14 protein-coding genes are annotated in these 16,322 nt (G+C 62.6%); 8 read left to right on the top strand and 6 right to left on the bottom strand.

Going from position 1 to position 16,322, the window contains the following annotated elements; translation table 11 throughout:
* Positions 1-136: 136 nt before the first annotated feature.
* The 5 genes from urtE to urtA all read right to left on the bottom strand — a co-directional run bounded on the left by urtE (position 137) and on the right by urtA (position 5,084).
* A complete protein-coding gene (gene urtE / locus V3W39_RS31855) occupies positions 137-826 on the bottom strand; it encodes an urea ABC transporter ATP-binding subunit UrtE (protein WP_008430563.1) in 690 nt (229 codons plus the stop codon).
* 10 nt (positions 827-836) lie between these two features.
* The gene (gene urtD / locus V3W39_RS31860; RefSeq protein WP_003218258.1) at positions 837-1,595 is read right to left on the bottom strand and encodes an urea ABC transporter ATP-binding protein UrtD; all 759 of its coding nucleotides are present in this window, start codon (positions 1,593-1,595) and stop codon (positions 837-839) included.
* Complete coding sequence (urtC, locus tag V3W39_RS31865; RefSeq protein WP_177045925.1) at positions 1,592-2,755, bottom strand: urea ABC transporter permease subunit UrtC; 1,164 nt, start codon at positions 2,753-2,755, stop codon at positions 1,592-1,594. The genes urtD and urtC overlap by 4 nt, the downstream gene beginning before the upstream one ends.
* Before the next feature lie 10 nt (positions 2,756-2,765).
* Complete coding sequence (gene urtB, locus V3W39_RS31870; protein WP_177010127.1) at positions 2,766-3,683, bottom strand: urea ABC transporter permease subunit UrtB; 918 nt, start codon at positions 3,681-3,683, stop codon at positions 2,766-2,768.
* A 192-nt stretch (positions 3,684-3,875) separates the two neighbouring features.
* Positions 3,876-5,084 (bottom strand): urea ABC transporter substrate-binding protein, encoded by a 1,209-nt coding sequence (gene urtA, locus V3W39_RS31875; RefSeq protein ID WP_330214060.1) that lies wholly within the window; start codon positions 5,082-5,084, stop codon positions 3,876-3,878.
* Positions 5,085-5,417: 333 nt separating this feature from the next.
* Between urtA and V3W39_RS31880 the strand changes: the two genes are divergently transcribed.
* Entirely contained in the window at positions 5,418-8,804 is a 3,387-nt protein-coding gene (locus V3W39_RS31880; protein ID WP_177045923.1) for an ATP-binding protein, read from the top strand.
* Complete coding sequence (locus V3W39_RS31885) at positions 8,779-9,477, top strand: response regulator (protein WP_177045921.1); 699 nt, start codon at positions 8,779-8,781, stop codon at positions 9,475-9,477. The genes V3W39_RS31880 and V3W39_RS31885 overlap by 26 nt, the downstream gene beginning before the upstream one ends.
* Before the next feature lie 357 nt (positions 9,478-9,834).
* Here the strand turns inward: V3W39_RS31885 and V3W39_RS31890 are convergent, their stop codons facing one another.
* Positions 9,835-10,665: an IclR family transcriptional regulator gene (locus V3W39_RS31890; RefSeq protein WP_177045919.1), complete on the bottom strand. Its 831-nt coding sequence runs from the start codon at positions 10,663-10,665 to the stop codon at positions 9,835-9,837.
* 242 nt (positions 10,666-10,907) lie between these two features.
* On the opposite strand from V3W39_RS31890, the gene V3W39_RS31895 reads away from it, so the two are divergent.
* From V3W39_RS31895 to V3W39_RS31920, 6 genes are read left to right on the top strand one after another with little or no spacing between them, the layout of a single operon-like run.
* The gene (locus tag V3W39_RS31895; RefSeq protein ID WP_330214061.1) at positions 10,908-11,936 is read left to right on the top strand and encodes an ABC transporter ATP-binding protein; all 1,029 of its coding nucleotides are present in this window, start codon (positions 10,908-10,910) and stop codon (positions 11,934-11,936) included.
* Complete coding sequence (locus tag V3W39_RS31900) at positions 11,933-12,778, top strand: ABC transporter permease (protein WP_177045915.1); 846 nt, start codon at positions 11,933-11,935, stop codon at positions 12,776-12,778. Before V3W39_RS31895 ends, V3W39_RS31900 begins: the two co-directional genes overlap by 4 nt.
* Before the next feature lie 4 nt (positions 12,779-12,782).
* Positions 12,783-13,577: an ABC transporter permease gene (locus tag V3W39_RS31905; protein WP_010175265.1), complete on the top strand. Its 795-nt coding sequence runs from the start codon at positions 12,783-12,785 to the stop codon at positions 13,575-13,577.
* Positions 13,577-13,867: a (2Fe-2S)-binding protein gene (locus V3W39_RS31910; protein ID WP_177080005.1), complete on the top strand. Its 291-nt coding sequence runs from the start codon at positions 13,577-13,579 to the stop codon at positions 13,865-13,867. The genes V3W39_RS31905 and V3W39_RS31910 overlap by 1 nt, the downstream gene beginning before the upstream one ends.
* Entirely contained in the window at positions 13,864-15,207 is a 1,344-nt protein-coding gene (locus V3W39_RS31915) for an FAD/NAD(P)-dependent oxidoreductase (protein ID WP_330214062.1), read from the top strand. The genes V3W39_RS31910 and V3W39_RS31915 overlap by 4 nt, the downstream gene beginning before the upstream one ends.
* The gene (locus V3W39_RS31920; protein WP_177045911.1) at positions 15,204-16,307 is read left to right on the top strand and encodes an NAD(P)/FAD-dependent oxidoreductase; all 1,104 of its coding nucleotides are present in this window, start codon (positions 15,204-15,206) and stop codon (positions 16,305-16,307) included. The genes V3W39_RS31915 and V3W39_RS31920 overlap by 4 nt, the downstream gene beginning before the upstream one ends.
* Positions 16,308-16,322 lie beyond the last annotated feature (15 nt).

The following is a 16,322-nucleotide window of genomic DNA, read 5'->3' on the forward strand; positions in this document are numbered from 1 at the left end:
GACGCCGAGCCTAAGCGAGGCGCCGACAGGCGGGGCAGAGCGTTTTGGTTACTTTGCCGCTTTTGCAAAGTGACTCGCTGTAAGAGCGAAACCATAAGTAGCCGTTACCTAAATAACGGATATGTACCCCGCCAGATCAAACCGACAAATACCGACTGATAGTTGCCTCATCCACCCGATCCCGAGTTTCCTCAATCACAAACCTCCCCTTCTCAATCACCAAAAACCGATCAGCAATCTCCAGCGTGAACGACAACACCTGCTCAGAAACAACAATCGTCAAATCCCGCAAATTGCGAATCTCCTTAAGCGTACGAGCAATATCCTTGATGATCGAAGGCTGAATCCCCTCAGTCGGCTCATCCAGCAACAACACCTTCGGATTAGTCGCCAACGCCCGGGCAATCGCTAACTGCTGTTGCTGCCCCCCCGACAAATTACCCCCCTTACGCGAACGCATGTCATACAACACCGGAAACAACGCATACAAATCTTCAGGCACCCTACCCCGGGCCGCCGCCGGCAACCCGGTCTGAATATTCTCCAACACACTCATGCTGGGAAAAATCATCCGCCCCTGGGGCACATAAGCAATCCCCCTCTCCACCCGCTCATGGGTTTCCAGCGCAGACACATCATGCCCATCCACACTCACCTGTCCCTGCCACTGCGGCAGAATACCCATCAGGCTCTTGAACAGCGTGGTCTTACCCATCCCGTTACGCCCCATCACCGCGACGATCTCACGCTTCGCCACATCCAGCTCCAGGTCGTGAAGAATCTGGCTCTGCCCGTATCCGCACGACAGTTTGTCGATCTTGAACATGCCCGACTCCTCAGTGGCCCAAATACACTTCAATGACTTTCGGATTGCTCTGCACCGACTCCATGCTGCCCTCGGCCAGCACCTTGCCCTGGTGCAGCACCGTGACCTTATGGGCGATGCTCTTGACGAATTCCATGTCATGCTCGATCACCAGCACCGAGCGCCCCTGGCTGATGCGCTTGAGCAACTCGGCGGTTTGCGCCCGCTCGTTGACACTCATCCCGGCCACCGGCTCATCGAGCATCAGCAACTCCGGGTCTTGCATCAGCAGCATGCCAATCTCCAGCCACTGCTTTTGCCCGTGGGACAGCAGATCCGCCTGCTGCTGCAACAAATCGCCGAGAAAGATTTCCCGCGCCACTTCCTCGACCCGCGCAATCACCTGGGCATTGCGCTTGAAAAACAGCGCACCCCACACCTTGCGCCCGGCCGGATACGACATCTCAAGGTTCTCAAACACCGTGAGGTTCTCGTAGATCGACGGGTTCTGGAACTTGCGCCCCACGCCAGCCCGCACGATGTTGTATTCGCGCATCTTGGTCAGTTCCTGCCCGTCGAACTGGATGCTGCCGCTGGTGGCGCGGGTCTTGCCACAGATCAAATCCAGCACCGTGGTTTTGCCGGCGCCGTTGGGGCCGATCACCACCCGCACTTCATTGCGGTCGATATACAGGTTGAGGTTGTCGACCGCCTTGAAGCCGTCGAATGACACGGTGAGGCCTTCGATGGCCAGCACCGGTTTCTTCATTTCAAAACCGACGGCGGTCATGGCTGTGTCTCCAGGATCTTGGCTTCAGCCTTGGGCTTGTTCTGCTCAGGCTCGGCGGCTTTCACCACCGGCGTACGACGCAACACCTTGGCCAGGGCCTGGCGACCATGGCTGTCCCACAACCCGGCCAGGCCGTTGGGAAAATACATGACCACGGCGATAAACAGCCCGCCCATCAGGTACAGCCATAGCTCCGGGAAGGATTCGGAAAAGTAGGTCTTGCCGTAGTTCACCAGCAACGCCCCATATACCGCCCCCAGCAGCGACATGCGCCCGCCCACCGCGGCAAAGATCACCATCTCGATGGACGGCACGATGCCCACGAACGACGGCGACATAAAGCCCACCTGCAAGGCAAACATCGCCCCGCCAATCGCCGAGAACGCCGCCGCCACACAGAACACGAAGATCTTGAAACTGGCCACGTCATACCCGGAAAACCGCACCCGCTCTTCTTTGTCGCGCATGGCCATCAACAGCCGGCCGAGCTTCGAGGCGAGGATAAAGCGGCCAATGAAAATGCAGCCGAACAGCAGGCCGGCATTGATGAAGTACAGAATCATCTTCGCGCCGTCACCACGCAGGTCCCAACCCAGCAGGGTCTTGAGGTCGGTGATGCCGTTGACGCCACCGGTGAGGCCCTGCTGGCCAACGATCAACACCGTGAGGATCAGCGCAATCGCCTGGGTGACGATGGAGAAATACACATCGCCCACCCGCCGCTTGAACAGCGCCATGCCGATGATGAACGCCAGCAGCACCGGCACGGCAATCACCGCGAACAAGGTGAAGGTGAAACTGTGGAACGGCTGCCAGAGCCACGGCAGTTCGGTGATCTGGTTCCAGTCCATAAAGTCCGGAATGCCCGGTGTGGACTGGATCTTGGTGCTGATCGGGTCCGACGCTTCCAGCTTCAGGAACATCGCCATGCAGTAGCCGCCGACGCCGAAAAATACGCCCTGCCCCAGGCTGAGAATCCCGCCATAACCCCAGCACAGCACCAGGCCCACTGCGACGAACGCGTAGGTCAGGTACTTGCCGACCATGTTCAGCCGGAAGGCATCCAGGGTCAGCGGGAACACCACGAGGATCAACAACGCGAGCAGCACGATGCCGATCAGGTTTTGCTGGCCGCCCAGCAGCTTGTCTAAAGCCTTCATCGGTTCGCCTCTACTTGCGCACTTTGATGGAGAACAACCCTTGCGGGCGCAGCATCAGGATCAGGATTACCGACGACAGCGTCAGCACCTTGGCCATCGAGCCGCTGAGGAAAAACTCCGACAGCGATTGGGTCTGGGCGATCACGAACGCCGAGGCAATGGTGCCGAACAGGCTCTGCGCGCCGCCGAACACCACCACCAGGAAGGTATCGACGATGTACTGCGAACCGGCGGTCGGCCCGGTGGAGCCGATGGTGGTGAACGCCGCACCGGCCACGCCCGCCACGCCGCAGCCGAGGGCGAAGGTCATGCGGTCGACCTTGCGGGTATTGATGCCCACCGCGCGGCTCATCAGGCGGTTTTGCACGGTGGCGCGCACCTGCAGGCCCCAGCGCGAGCGGTAGAGCATGACGAAGATCGCACCGGTCAGCAGCACGGTCAGGCCCATCATGAACAGGCCGTTGCGCGGGATCTCGATGGCGTCGCTGAGGTTCACCGAACCCATCAGCCAGGCCGGCGGTTCGGCGCTCACTTCACGGGCGCCGAACACCGAGCGGAAGGTTTGCTGCATTACCAGGGACAAGCCCCAGGTGGCGAGCAAGGTGTCCAGGGGGCGCTTGTACAAGCGGCTGATCATCGCCCATTCCACCAGCCAGCCAACCGCACCGGCGACGAGGAATGACAGGGCAATGGCAACGAAAAAGTAATACGGCTGGAAGCTCGGCGCGAAGTGCGCGGTGAGGCTGGAACAGACGTAGGTGGTGTAGGCGCCAATGGTCAGGAATTCACCGTGGGCCATGTTGATCACGCCCATCTGGCCGAAGATGATTGCCAGTCCCAATGCCATCAGCAACAGCACGCAGAACACGGACAAGCCGTTGAACCCCTGCATCGCCGCGATGGCTCCAAATTCCGATAGCCATTCCATGATGATGGTCTCCTGAGCGGGAGGTGAAGGATGAAAAATGCGATCTGCTTTTGCTTGTGTTTTATGTGGGAGCTGGCTTGCCTGCGATGGCATCCCCTCGGTACAACTGAACAACCGAGTCGCCTGCATCGCAGGCAAGCCAGCTCCCACACAAAAACAGTTCCAGCCTTTGGTTCAATGCCAGACCCGAGGTTATTGGTAGCCTTTCGGGAACGGATTCGGCTCGATCAGATCCGACTCGTAGATCACCTTGAACTGCCCGTTTGGCTGCACTTCACCGATGCGCGACTTGCTCCACAGGTGATGGTTTTCGTGGATCTTCACGTAGCCTTCCGGCGCGTTTTTCAGCTCGATGCCCGGGGACGCGGCGACAACTTTATCCACGTCGAAACTGCCGGCCTTCTCCACCGCCGCTTTCCACAACCATGGGCCGAGGTAGGCCGCCTGGGTCACGTCGCCGATGACTGCGTCCTTGCCGTACTTGGCCTTGAACGCTTCCACGAAGGCTTTGTTGTTCGGGTTGTCGAGGCTCTGGAAGTACTTCATCGAGGCGTAGAAGCCGGCCATGTTTTCGCCGCCGATGCCCAGCAGTTCGTCTTCGGTCACCGACAGGGTCAACAGGGTTTGCTTGGACGAGTTCACACCCGCCGCGTTGAGTTGTTTGTAGAAGGCCACGTTGGAGCCGCCCACCACTGCCGCGAACACCACGTCCGGTTTTTTCAGCTTGACCTTGTTGATCAGCGAACCGAACTGGGTGTTGCCCAGCGGGTAGTAGTCTTCGCCGACCACAGTGCCGTGCAGGACGTTTTCAATGTGCTTGCGCGCGATCTTCATCGAGGTGCGCGGCCAGATGTAGTCCGAGCCCACCAGGTAGAAGGTTTTGGCGCCCTTGGTCTTGGCGATCCAGTCGAGGCTGGCGAGGATTTGCTGGGTGGCTTCTTGCCCTGTGTAGATCACGTTTTTCGACTGTTCCAGGCCTTCATAGAAGGTCGGGTAGTAGAGCAGGCCGTTTTCTTTCTCGAAGATCGGCAATACGGCTTTGCGTGAAGCGGAGGTCCAGCAGCCGAACACGGCGGCCACCTTGTCGTTGACCAGCAGCTTCTTGGCCTTTTCGGCGAAGGTCGGCCAGTCGGACGCGCCGTCTTCCTGGATCACCTTGATCTGCCGCCCGAGAATCCCGCCCGACGCGTTGATCTGCTCGATGGCCAGGCGTTCGGCCTGGATCGAACCGGTTTCGGAAATCGCCATGGTGCCGGTGGCCGAGTGCAACTGGCCGACGGTGACTTCGGTAGGCGTCACCGCCAGGCCATCGTTATCGGCCATGACGCCATGGCTGAACAGACTCGCCGCCAGCAGTGATAAGGCCAACAACGGTTTGGAGCGGATCAATCGTGATTCCATGGGGCGACTCCTCTGCAATGAGGGGTTCAGCATGGCGGCAGGTGGCCACGGCGGGTATACGCAGCCTGACGTAACGGAGTACGTCATTTGACGTATGCCGTTGCGCACCATTTTCGAGCAGGATCCCGCCCGCCCAAACACTACCGATCAATGCAGGAGCTGGCTTTCTGTGGGAGCCGGGCTTGCCCGCGATGCAGACAACTCGGTTCTTCAGGTACACCGAGGTGCCTGCATCGCGGGCAAGCCCGGCTCACACACAAGCCAGCTCCCACATTTTGAATCGGGGCACGGAACTTGCTGACCCACATTGCCCACTTCCTGGAGCCACCCACCGTGCATCCCCTCCCCGGCACCCAGCGCATCGTCAAGATCCGCCGCGACTACAATTCCTGGGTCGCCGACGAGACCATGGAAGACTACGCCCTGCGCTACACCCCCAAATCCTTCCGCAAATGGTCGGAACTGCGCATCGCCAACACCGCCCTCGGCGCCGTGTCGTTCCTCGCGCTGGAAGCCATCGGCGGCGTATTGGCCTTGAGCTACGGCTTCACCAACACCTTCTGGGCGATCCTCGCCATCAGCCTGGTGATCTTCCTCACCGGCCTGCCCATCAGCTACTACGCCGCCCGCTATGGCGTGGACATGGACCTGCTGACCCGCGGCGCGGGCTTCGGCTATATCGGTTCCACCATCACCTCGCTGATCTACGCCAGCTTCACCTTCCTGTTCTTCGCCCTCGAAGCGGCGATCATGGCCCTGGCCCTGGAGCTGTATTTCCATATCCCGCTGGCCATCGCCTATGTGATCTGCTCGCTGCTGGTGATCCCGCTGGTGGCGTACGGGGTGACCCTGATCAGCCGCCTGCAACTCTGGACCCAACCGCTGTGGCTGGTGCTGCTGGTGCTGCCTTACGGCTTCGTACTGTGGAAAAACCCCGAGGCCTTCAGCGACTGGACCAGCTTTGTCGGCCGCAGCAGCGACGGTGGCGACTTCAACCTGCTGTCGTTCTGCGCCGCCTGCACCGTGGCGCTGTCGCTGGTCACGCAGATCGGCGAACAGGTGGACTACCTGCGCTTCCTCCCGGAAAAAACCGCGGCCAACCGCAAGCGCTGGTGGGCCGCGCTGTTATGCGCCGGGCCCGGCTGGATCGTACCGGGCGCCCTGAAGATGTTTGCCGGGGCGTTCCTGGCCTTCCTCGCCCTGCAACATGAAATCCCCATGGAGCGCGCCGCCGAGCCGACCCAGATGTACCTCGTCGCGTTCGGCTATGTGTTCTCCTCTCCCGAATGGGCCTTGGGGGCGATGGTGCTGTTCGTGTTCATCTCGCAGATGAAGATCAACCTGACCAACGCCTACGCCGGCTCCCTGGCCTGGTCGAACTTCTTCGCCCGCGTGACCCACAGCCACCCCGGCCGCGTGGTGTGGCTGGTGTTCAACGTGGCCATCGCGCTGATGCTGATGGAGCTGGGGGTGTTCGATGTGATCGAGCAGGTGCTGGGGCTCTACGCCAACATCGCGATTGCCTGGATCGGCACCCTGGTGGCGGACCTGGTGATCAACAAGCCCCTGGGCCTGTCGCCCAAACATATCGAGTTCAAGCGCGCGCACCTCTACGACATCAACCCGGTGGGCGTCGGCTCGATGCTGATCGCCTCGCTGCTGTCGATCCTCGCCCACTTCGGCCTGTTCGGCGCCCTGTCCCAGGCGGCGCCACCGTTTGTCGCGCTGGGCACCGCGCTGGTCATGGCGCCGCTGCTGGCGTGGCTGACCAAGGGCCGCTACTACATTGCGCGCAGCAGCGAGGCGCAGTTGATTCACCCGCAACCCGGCACCGGCCTGGTGATCTGCGGGCTGTGCAGCAACCCGTTTGAAACCGCCGACATGGCGTTCTGCCCGGCCTACAGCACGCCAATCTGCTCGCTGTGTTGTTCCTTGGATGCGCGCTGCGGCGACCGCTGCAAACCCCACGCCCGCCTGGCCAGCCAGTTCGAAGGCGTATTGCGCTGGTTGCTGCCGACCACGCTGGTGCCGCGCCTGCATACCCGGCTGGCGCACTACCTCGGCTTGTTACTGGCGCTGGTACTGATGCTCGCCGGCGCCCTGGCCCTGATCTACACGCAGGCGGCCCAGGGCTTGCCCCATTCGCAAACCTTGTACCAGGCGTTCTTCAAGGCCTTCCTCACGCTCTCGGTGCTGGCTGCCGTGCTCGCCTGGTGGGTGGTGCTGACCCGTGAAAGCCGGCGCGTCGCCCAGGAAGAGTCCGACCGGCAAACCTCGCTGCTGATGCAGGAGATCGCCGCCCACAGCCTCACCGACCAGGCCCTGCAACAGGCCAAGGAGGCCTCGGAAGCGGCGAACGCGGCCAAGAGTCGCTACGTCACCGGGCTGTCCCACGAGCTGCGCACACCGCTCAACAGCATCCTCGGCTTCACCCAGATTCTGCAGCGCGACAGCGCCATGCCCGAGCAGCACCAGGACGCCCTGGCGACCATCCTGCGCAGCGGCTCGCACCTGCTGTCGCTGATCGACGGCCTGCTGGACGTGGCCAAGATCGAGGCCGGCAAGTTGCGCCTGGAACTCACCGAAATTCCCTTCCCGGAGCTGATCCACGACCTGGAGCAAATGTTCACCCCCCAGGCCGAAGACAAGGGTCTGCGCTTTCGCCTGGACTGCGTGGGCAAGATCCCCGCCGTGGTTCGCGGTGATGAAAAGCGTGTGCGGCAGATCCTGATCAACCTGCTGGGCAACGCGATCAACTTCACCGACAGCGGCGAGGTGCGCCTGCGGGTCAGCTATATGCGCGAGACCGCCAACTTCGAGATTATCGACACCGGCATCGGCATTGACCCCGAGCAGATCGAGCGGATTTTCCAGCCGTTCGAACGCGGCGACCTGATGCGCCAGGACAAGGGCGTGGGCCTCGGCCTGACCATCACGCGCATGCTTACCTCGCTGATGGGCGGCGAATTGCGGGTGGTCAGCGAACTGGACAAGGGCACCTGCTTCCAGGTGCGGCTGTTCCTGTCCCAGGTCCGGGTGCCCCAGGCCGTGGTGCATGTGGAGCACGACATCATCGGCTACCACGGCGAACGGCGGCGCATCCTGGTGGTGGATGACCATGTGGACCACCGCAAGGTACTCAGCGGCATGCTCACGCCTCTGGGTTTCGAGGTGTCCCAGGCCAGCAACGGCCAGGAAGCGATCCGCCAGGTAGCGCTGCTGTCGCCGGACCTGATCCTGATGGACCTGTCGATGCCGACCATGGACGGCTGGGCCACCAGCCGGATGATCCGGCGCAACGCGCTGTCCACCGCGCCGATCATTGTGATCTCGGCCAATGCCTTCACCGACGACCGTGAACGCAGCATTGCCGGCGCCTGCAACGACTACCTGGCCAAGCCGGTGCGCACCCCGGAATTGCTCGGGCGCCTGCAACTGCACCTGGATTTGCAATGGCTGCGCCGCCGAACACCGATTGCCGCGCCGGTCGCCACACCGGGCGTGCTGCCCAACGCCGAAGACCTCGCCGTGCTCGCCGAACTGAGCGCCATCGGCTACGTGCGCGGCCTGCATGAAAAACTCGACGCGATCCTGCTGCAAAGCCCAGGCACCGCGCCATTCATCAACAAGCTCCGGGCGCTGCTGAAAAGCTTTCGCCTGGAAGAACTCAACCGAATCCTGAAGGAGGCCGAAGATGAATGCCTTGACCCGCAGCGCTGAGCCCGGCGTGGTGCTGATTGTGGACGACACCCCGGACAACCTGGCGATGCTCTCCGACGCCCTGGACGACGCCGGCTACATGGTGCTGGTGGCGCTGGACGGCCTCAGCGCCCTGAACCGCGTACAACGCCGGCGCCCGGATTTGATCCTGCTGGATGCGGTGATGCCTGGGCTGGACGGTTTTGAAACCTGCCGCCGGCTCAAGGCGCAACCGGCCAGTGCGGACATTCCGGTGGTGTTCATGACCGGGCTGACCGACAGCAAGCATGTGGTGCAGGGGTTTGAGGTGGGTGGCAGTGATTACGTGACCAAGCCGATCCAGACCGATGAAGTGCTGGCGCGGGTGGCGGCGCATTTGCGCACATCGCGGATTTTGTTGTCGGCGCGGGCGGCGACGCAGCCTAGTGTGATCACCCTTGAGGATGAGCCGGCGCATAAGCTGTTGTCGGCGCGGTTTCATCTGACGGAACGGGAAGTGGAAGTGCTGCGCTGGGTGGCGTGTGGCAAGACCAATCGGGATATTGGCGACATTCTCGGGTTGAGCCCGAGGACGGTGAACAAGCACCTGGAGCATGTGTATGTGAAGTTGGGGGTGGAGACGCGCACGGCGGCGACTTCGGTGGCGATGGCGGCGATGAGTCCGACGCGTTCTCAAACGATGGCGGCTCTCTAAGGTGGGAGCTGAGGGCTCTGTTGGGGGTGTGCTGGGCTGAGTACATATCCATTATTTAGGTAACGGCCACTATTGGTTCCGCTCTTACAGCGGGCACGGTCAACTGTGGGAGCTGGCTTGCCTGCGATGGCATCGCCTCGGTGTATCTGATGTATCGAGTTGTCTGCATCGCAGGCAAGCCAGCTCCCACAGAAAAGCAGCTCTGCTTTCGCTCTGGATCTTGCTTTTAACACTCAGGTCGGCTTTCAGGCCGCCGTGCTGTTGATTTTGATCTTGATCTGACTGCCCCAAGAGCGAAACCCTAAGCAGCCGTTACCGCAGGAACGGATATGTAGTCAGCCCCCCATTTAATCTCAGCTACCCACCAAAGATCTGCGAAGGCCGCCGCAACGTCGGATCAAACGGATTAATCCTCGGCCCGATCGCCGCCGCCTCGCGCTTCAACAACTCCACCACCGTGGGCAACCGCCCCGGCCCCAACCGGTCGCTGATGGTCGCCACACTCAACGCCGCCACCGCATGCCCATTGCGGTCCAGGATCGGCACCGCCAACCCGGCCATACCTTCCAGCACCCCGGTATTACGCGCCGCATACCCCAACCGCCGCACACTCTCCACCTCCGAACGCAAAAACACCTCGTCGTACAGGTGAAAATCCTTGAGCCGCGGCAAGTTGTAGCGAATCACCGTCTCCCGCTCTTCCTCCGGCAGGAACGCCAGGATCGCCAAACTGCCCTGCCCCACGCCCAAAGCCACGCGCCCGCCAATGTCCCCCGTAAACGTGCGGATCGGATACGGCCCTTCACTACGGTCCAGGCAGATCGCATCAAACCCGCTACGCGCCAGCAGGAACAACGAATCCCCCAACGATGCACTGAGGCGCAACATGCTCGGCCGCACCAGGTCCCGCAGGTTGCCGGTGTTCCCTGCATTCGCCGCCAGCGCAAAGAACTCCAGGCTCAGCCGATAACGCTTGCTGCGCGCATCCTGCTCCACCATGCCCTCGTCCATCAGGCTGCGCAGCAAGCGGTGAGTGGTGGGTTGCGACAACCCCACCTGCTGGGCCAGTTGCGTCACCCGCTCCCCACCGTCCGGCGCTGCCCCCAGGATACGCAGCAGCGCGAACAAGCGTGAGACGCCACCGGCGCCGACTTCTTTGACACTTTCATTCCGCTCAGTGGAATCCATAAGCCGATATCTCGCACAAAATTCTGATCAGTGAATGAAACTGAAAAAAGTACTCTATCCAGTGAAATTCTATCTTCCGCCATCCTAGTCTTTCGCCCTAATCTGCGTCCACAGGGGCGAAATGAACAACTAACGGCAGCCGACTCAAGATCGAGCGCCAACGCACCCGCAACACCCTTTTCGCATCTGCCCAAAACAAAAAAGCGCGTTTCGACGCGACTCAAAAAAGGTGGAACGCAGACATGGCTTTTCTCCAACTCATCGCCTTGAGCAAACGCTACGGCGCCGTCGACGCGGTGGTCGCCACTGATCTTGCGGTGGAAAAAGGCGAATTCGTGTCCCTGCTCGGCCCCTCGGGCTGTGGCAAGACCACCACCTTGCAAATGATCGCCGGCTTCGTCGACGTCACCAGTGGCCAGATCCTCCTCGACGGTCGCGACATCACCCACGCCAAACCCGCCAGCCGCGGCCTGGGCGTGGTGTTCCAGAGCTACGCCCTCTTCCCCCACATGAGCGTGGCCGACAACGTGGCCTTCGGCTTGAAGATGCGCAAAGTGCCCGCCAGCGAGATCGCCAGCCGCGTCAAGACCGTGCTGGAACTGGTACGCCTGGCGCCCCACGCCGCGCGCTACCCGCGGGAACTCTCCGGCGGCCAGCGCCAGCGCGTGGCCCTGGCCCGCGCCCTGGTGATCGAGCCGCCGGTGTTGCTGCTGGACGAGCCGCTGTCGAACCTCGACGCCAACCTGCGCGAGGAGATGCAGTTCGAAATCCGCCGCATCCAGTGCGAAGTCGGGATCACCACCTTGATGGTCACCCACGACCAGGCCGAAGCGCTGTCCATCAGTGACCGGGTGGTGGTAATGGAGGCCGGGCGCGTCACGCAGATCGACGCGCCGTACAAACTCTACGAACACCCACGCACGCGGTTTATCTCCGACTTTGTCGGCAAGGCCAATCTGCTGACTGGCGACTTCGATCAACTCGGCGCGCCGCAAGTACGCTTCGCGCCCGGCAACGGCGAGCTGACCCTGAGCCTGCGCCCGGAAAAGATCGACCTGGTGGCTCCGGGCAGCGGTCGCCTGCAAGGCAAGATTCTCGACAGCTATTTCTTCGGCAGCCAATGGCTGTACCGCATCAACACCGAGATCGGCGAGTTGACCGTGGTGCGGCGCAACGACGGCAGCGCGCCGCTGGGTTGCGGCGCGGCGGTGGGCCTGGATTGGGAGTCGAGCCTGCTGCGGGTGCTGGCGGCCGATGAGGTGCATCCATGAGCCGTGGCTACCTGTTGTCGTTGCCGGCGCTGCTGCTGTTTTTCGGGCTGCTGATTCTGCCCCTGGGCCTGACGCTGGTGCTGTCGTTCAACGTGTTCGATTACCAGGTCGGGGTGAAGGCCGATGAGTGGACCTTCGCCCACTACCTGTCGCTGTTCAGCGATTCGTACTTCTACGAAATCTTCTGGCGCACCTTCTGGATCAGCGCCCTGGTGACCTTGCTGTGCGTGGTGATCGGGGTGCCCGAGGCCTATATCCTCAGCCGCATGGGCACGCCGTGGCGCTCGATCTTCCTGATCCTGATCCTCACCCCGCTGCTGATTTCAGTGGTGGTGCGGGCGTTCGGCTGGAGCCTGCTGCTGGGTGCCGATGGCCTGGTGAACCAGGTGATCCAGGCCCTCGGCGGCAAGCCGGTGAAGCTGCTGTACACCTCGTTCGCGGTGATCATCGCGCTGGTGCACGTGATGCTGCCGTTCATGATCATCCCGGTGTGGACTTCCCTGCAAAAGCTCGACCCGTCGGCGGAACAGGCGGCGCTGTCCCTGGGTGCCAGCCAGGCCACGGTGATGCGCAAGATCGTGTTGCCGCAGGTCATGCCCGGCGTGCTGTCCGGCACCCTGATCGTGTTCGGCCTGGCCGCCAGCTCCTTCGCGATCCCCGGCCTGCTGGGCGGGCGCCGGCTGAAGATGGTTGCCACGGTGGTCTACGACCAATACCTCTCGGAACTCAACTGGCCCATGGGCGCGACCATCGCGGTGGTGCTGCTGTTGGTCAATCTGCTGATCATGCTGAGCTGGAACCGCATGGTCGAAGGCCGCTACAAAAAGTCCCTGGGAGTATAAGACGATGTCCAGAAACGGTCCTTTGGCCCTGGGCTTTCACGGCCTGGTGGTGCTGTTCATGATGGCGCCGCTGGTGGTGGTGTGCCTGGTGGCGTTCACCCCGGAGAACACCTTGAGCCTGCCCACCTCGGGCTTCTCCCTGCGCTGGTTTCACGCGGTGTTCGAGCGCGCCGACTTTATCCAGGCGTTCTATAACAGCCTGGTCCTGGCGTTCGTTGCCGCCACGCTGGCGACCTTGATTGCAGTGCCGGCGGCGCTCGCGATCAGTCGCTACCAGTTCCCCGGCCGCAACTTCTTCAGTGCGCTGTTCCTCTCGCCCATCATCATCCCGCACCTGGTGCTGGGGGTGGCGATGCTGCGGCTGTTCGCAATGATGGGCGTCAACGGCAGTTTCACCTGGCTGATGCTGGCCCACGTGGTGATCATCACGCCGTACGTGTTGCGCCTGGTATTGGCCGCCGCCATCGGTATCGACCGCAGCGCCGAGCAGGCCGCCGAATCCCTCGGCGCCAGCCGCTTCACCCTGTTTCGCCAGATCACCCTGCCAATGATTCTGCCCGGCGTTGCCGGCGGCTGGTTGCTGGCGTTCATCAACAGTTTCGATGAGGTCACCTTGTCGATTTTCGTCAGCTCGCCGGCCACCCAGACCTTGCCGGTGCGCATGTACGTGTACGCCACCGAATCCATCGACCCGATGATGGCGGCCGTGTCGGCGCTGGTGATTGCCTTGACGGCGGCGGCGATGATTTTGCTGGACCGGGTCTACGGCCTGGACCGCGTGCTGGTAGGGAAACATTGATGGCTCTGTTCAAGCGACTGGCCGAGACGAATCGGCCCACCCTGGCATTCACCCTCGACGGGCAGCCCGCCACGGGCCTGCTCGGCGACACCTTGCTCACCGCCGTACTGACCTGCGCCGAACACCTGCGGGGCAGCGACTTCAGCGCCGAGCGCCGAGCCGGGTTCTGCCTGATGGGCGCCTGCCAGGATTGCTGGGTGCGGCTGGAGGACGGGCGCCGCGTACGCGCCTGCTCGACCCTGCTGGAAGACGGCCAGGCGATTCGCCGTGATCCGGGGCGCCAGGCATGAAGAACGTGGTGATAGTGGGCGCAGGCCCGGCGGGCATTACCGCAGCACGGACCTTGCTGGACCATGGCGTAACCCCGGTGCTGGTGGACGAAAGCCTGCGCGGCGGCGGGCAGATTTATCGGCGCCAGCCGGCGAATTTCCAGCGCTCGCCCAAGCAGTTATATGGGTTTGAAGCGGGCAAGGCGACGGCACTGCATCGCACCATGGACGAGCTGGCAATCCTGATCGACTACCGGCCGGAAACCCTGGTGTGGAACGCCGAAAACGGCCGCCTGGACATGCTCAACAACGGCCACGCCGAAAGCCTCGAGTACGCGCAGATCATCGTCGCCACCGGCGCTACCGACCGTATCCTGCCGGTGCCGGGCTGGACGCTGCCCGGCGTATACAGCCTGGGCGCTGCGCAAATCGCGCTGAAGTACCAAGGCTGCGCCATCGGTGAGCGTGTGGCGTTTTGCGGCAGCGGGCCGTTGCTGTACCTGGTGGCGTACCAGTACGCCAAGGCCGGGGCCAAGGTGGTGGCGGTGCTCGACAGCGCACCGTTCAGCGCGCAATGCCGTGCGTTGCCGGCGCTGCTCGGCCAGCCGGCGACCCTGGCCAAGGGTCTGTATTACCGCGCCTGGCTCACGGCCCATGGCATCCCGGTGCATCAAGGGGCAACGCTGTCGCACATCGACGGTGAGCAGCGGGTCACGGGCATCCACTGGGATCAGCAGCGCATCGCCTGTGACGCCGTGGCCTTCGCCCATGCCCTGCGCAGCGAGACCCAACTGGCGGATTTGCTCGGGTGTGAATTTGCCTGGAACCCATTGAACCGCGCCTGGTTGCCCCAGCGTGACAGCGCCGGGCGTAGCAGCGTCGCGGGTGTGTATTTGGCGGGCGACGGCGCTGGAATCATGGGCGCCGATGCGGCACAGATGGCAGGTGAGCGCGCGGCGTTGGCATTGCTGGAAGACACCGGCGTCGCCATCGACCAGCGTCGCGGGCCCGCTCTTGAGCAGCAACTGGCAGGTATCCAGCGTTTTCGCCACGGCCTGGAAACCGCCTTCCCGTTCCCGGAAAACTGGGCGGCCAAAGCCCCGGATGAATTGATCCTGTGCCGCTGTGAAGAAGTCAGCGTCGGCGAGGTGCGTGCGGTGGTGGATGAAGGCCATTGGGAAGTGAACCGGGTCAAGGCCCATTGCCGGGTGGGCATGGGCCGTTGCCAGGGCCGGATGTGTGGTTTGGCCGCGGCGGAAATCATTGCCGAGCGCAGTGGCCGCAGTATTGAAAACGTTGGCCGCCTGCGTGGCCAGGCACCGATCAAGCCGTTGCCGTTTGGCGTGGAGGTGCAGCCATGATCGACAGCGAAGTGATCGTATTGGGCGGCGGGATTGTCGGCGCCTCGGCAGCCTTGATGCTGGCGCAAAAAGGCCGGCGTGTGGTGCTGGTGGAGCGCGACTTTTGCGGCTCCCACTCCAGCGGCGTGAACTATGGCGGCGTGCGCCGCCAGGGTCGCCCCTTGCATCAATTGCCATTGTCGCAACGCTCCCATGAGCTGTGGTCCGACCTGCCGGGGCTGATCGGGATCGACGGCGAATATGTGCGCTCCGGGCATTTGAAACTGGCCCGCAGTCACGACGACCTGGCCGCGTTGCAGGCTTACGCCGACGCCACCCGGGGCTTTGGGCTGGGGCTGCAGATGCTGGATCACGCTCAACTGCGCGCCCGCTTCCCGTGGGTGGGCGATGTGGCGGTCGGCGCTTCGTTATGTCCCGAAGACGGTCACGCCAATCCCCGCCTGGTCTCCCCCGCCTTTGCCCGCGCCGCGCAACGCCACGGCGCCCGGGTGATGGAGCAAACCGAAGTGACCCACCTTGAACATGACGGCCAGCGGTTTCAGTTGCGCTGTGCCAATGGTTTGCAGCTGCAAGCTCCGTGGCTGCTGAACTGCGCCGGCGCCTGGGCCGGCACCGTGGCCGCGCAGTTTGGCGAGCCGGTGCCGATGACCTCGGCGCACCCGGCGATGCTGGTGACCGAGCCATTGCCGGTGGTGATGGACGTCAGCACCGGCGTCGAAGGCGGCGGGATTTATGCGCGGCAAGTCGCCCGGGGCAATTGCATCCTCGGTGGCGGTCGCGGCTTTGCCCTGGGCCCGCAACAAGCGCGCCCGGGGCAAGCAGCAGTGCTGGAGATTTTGCGCAACGCCGGCGAGTTGTATCCGTTCCTCAAGGGTGCCCAGGCGATTCGCACCTGGAGCGGCACCGAAGGTTATCTGCCCGACCACGAACCAGTGATCGGCGACAGCAGCACCCAACCCGGCCTGCTCCACGGTTTCGGCTTTGCCGGCGCCGGGTTCCAGCTCGGCCCTGCGGTCGGTGAAGCCCTGGCAGAAATCGTCTGCACGGGGGCCAGCCGGCAACCCATCGAAGCGTTTTCCATCCGTCGTTTCCAAGTCTGAGAGGAAGATTTATGC

Source organism: Pseudomonas sp. Z18(2022) (assembly GCF_036346535.1).
GTDB classification, from domain to species: Bacteria; Pseudomonadota; Gammaproteobacteria; order Pseudomonadales; family Pseudomonadaceae; genus Aquipseudomonas; species Aquipseudomonas yamanorum_A.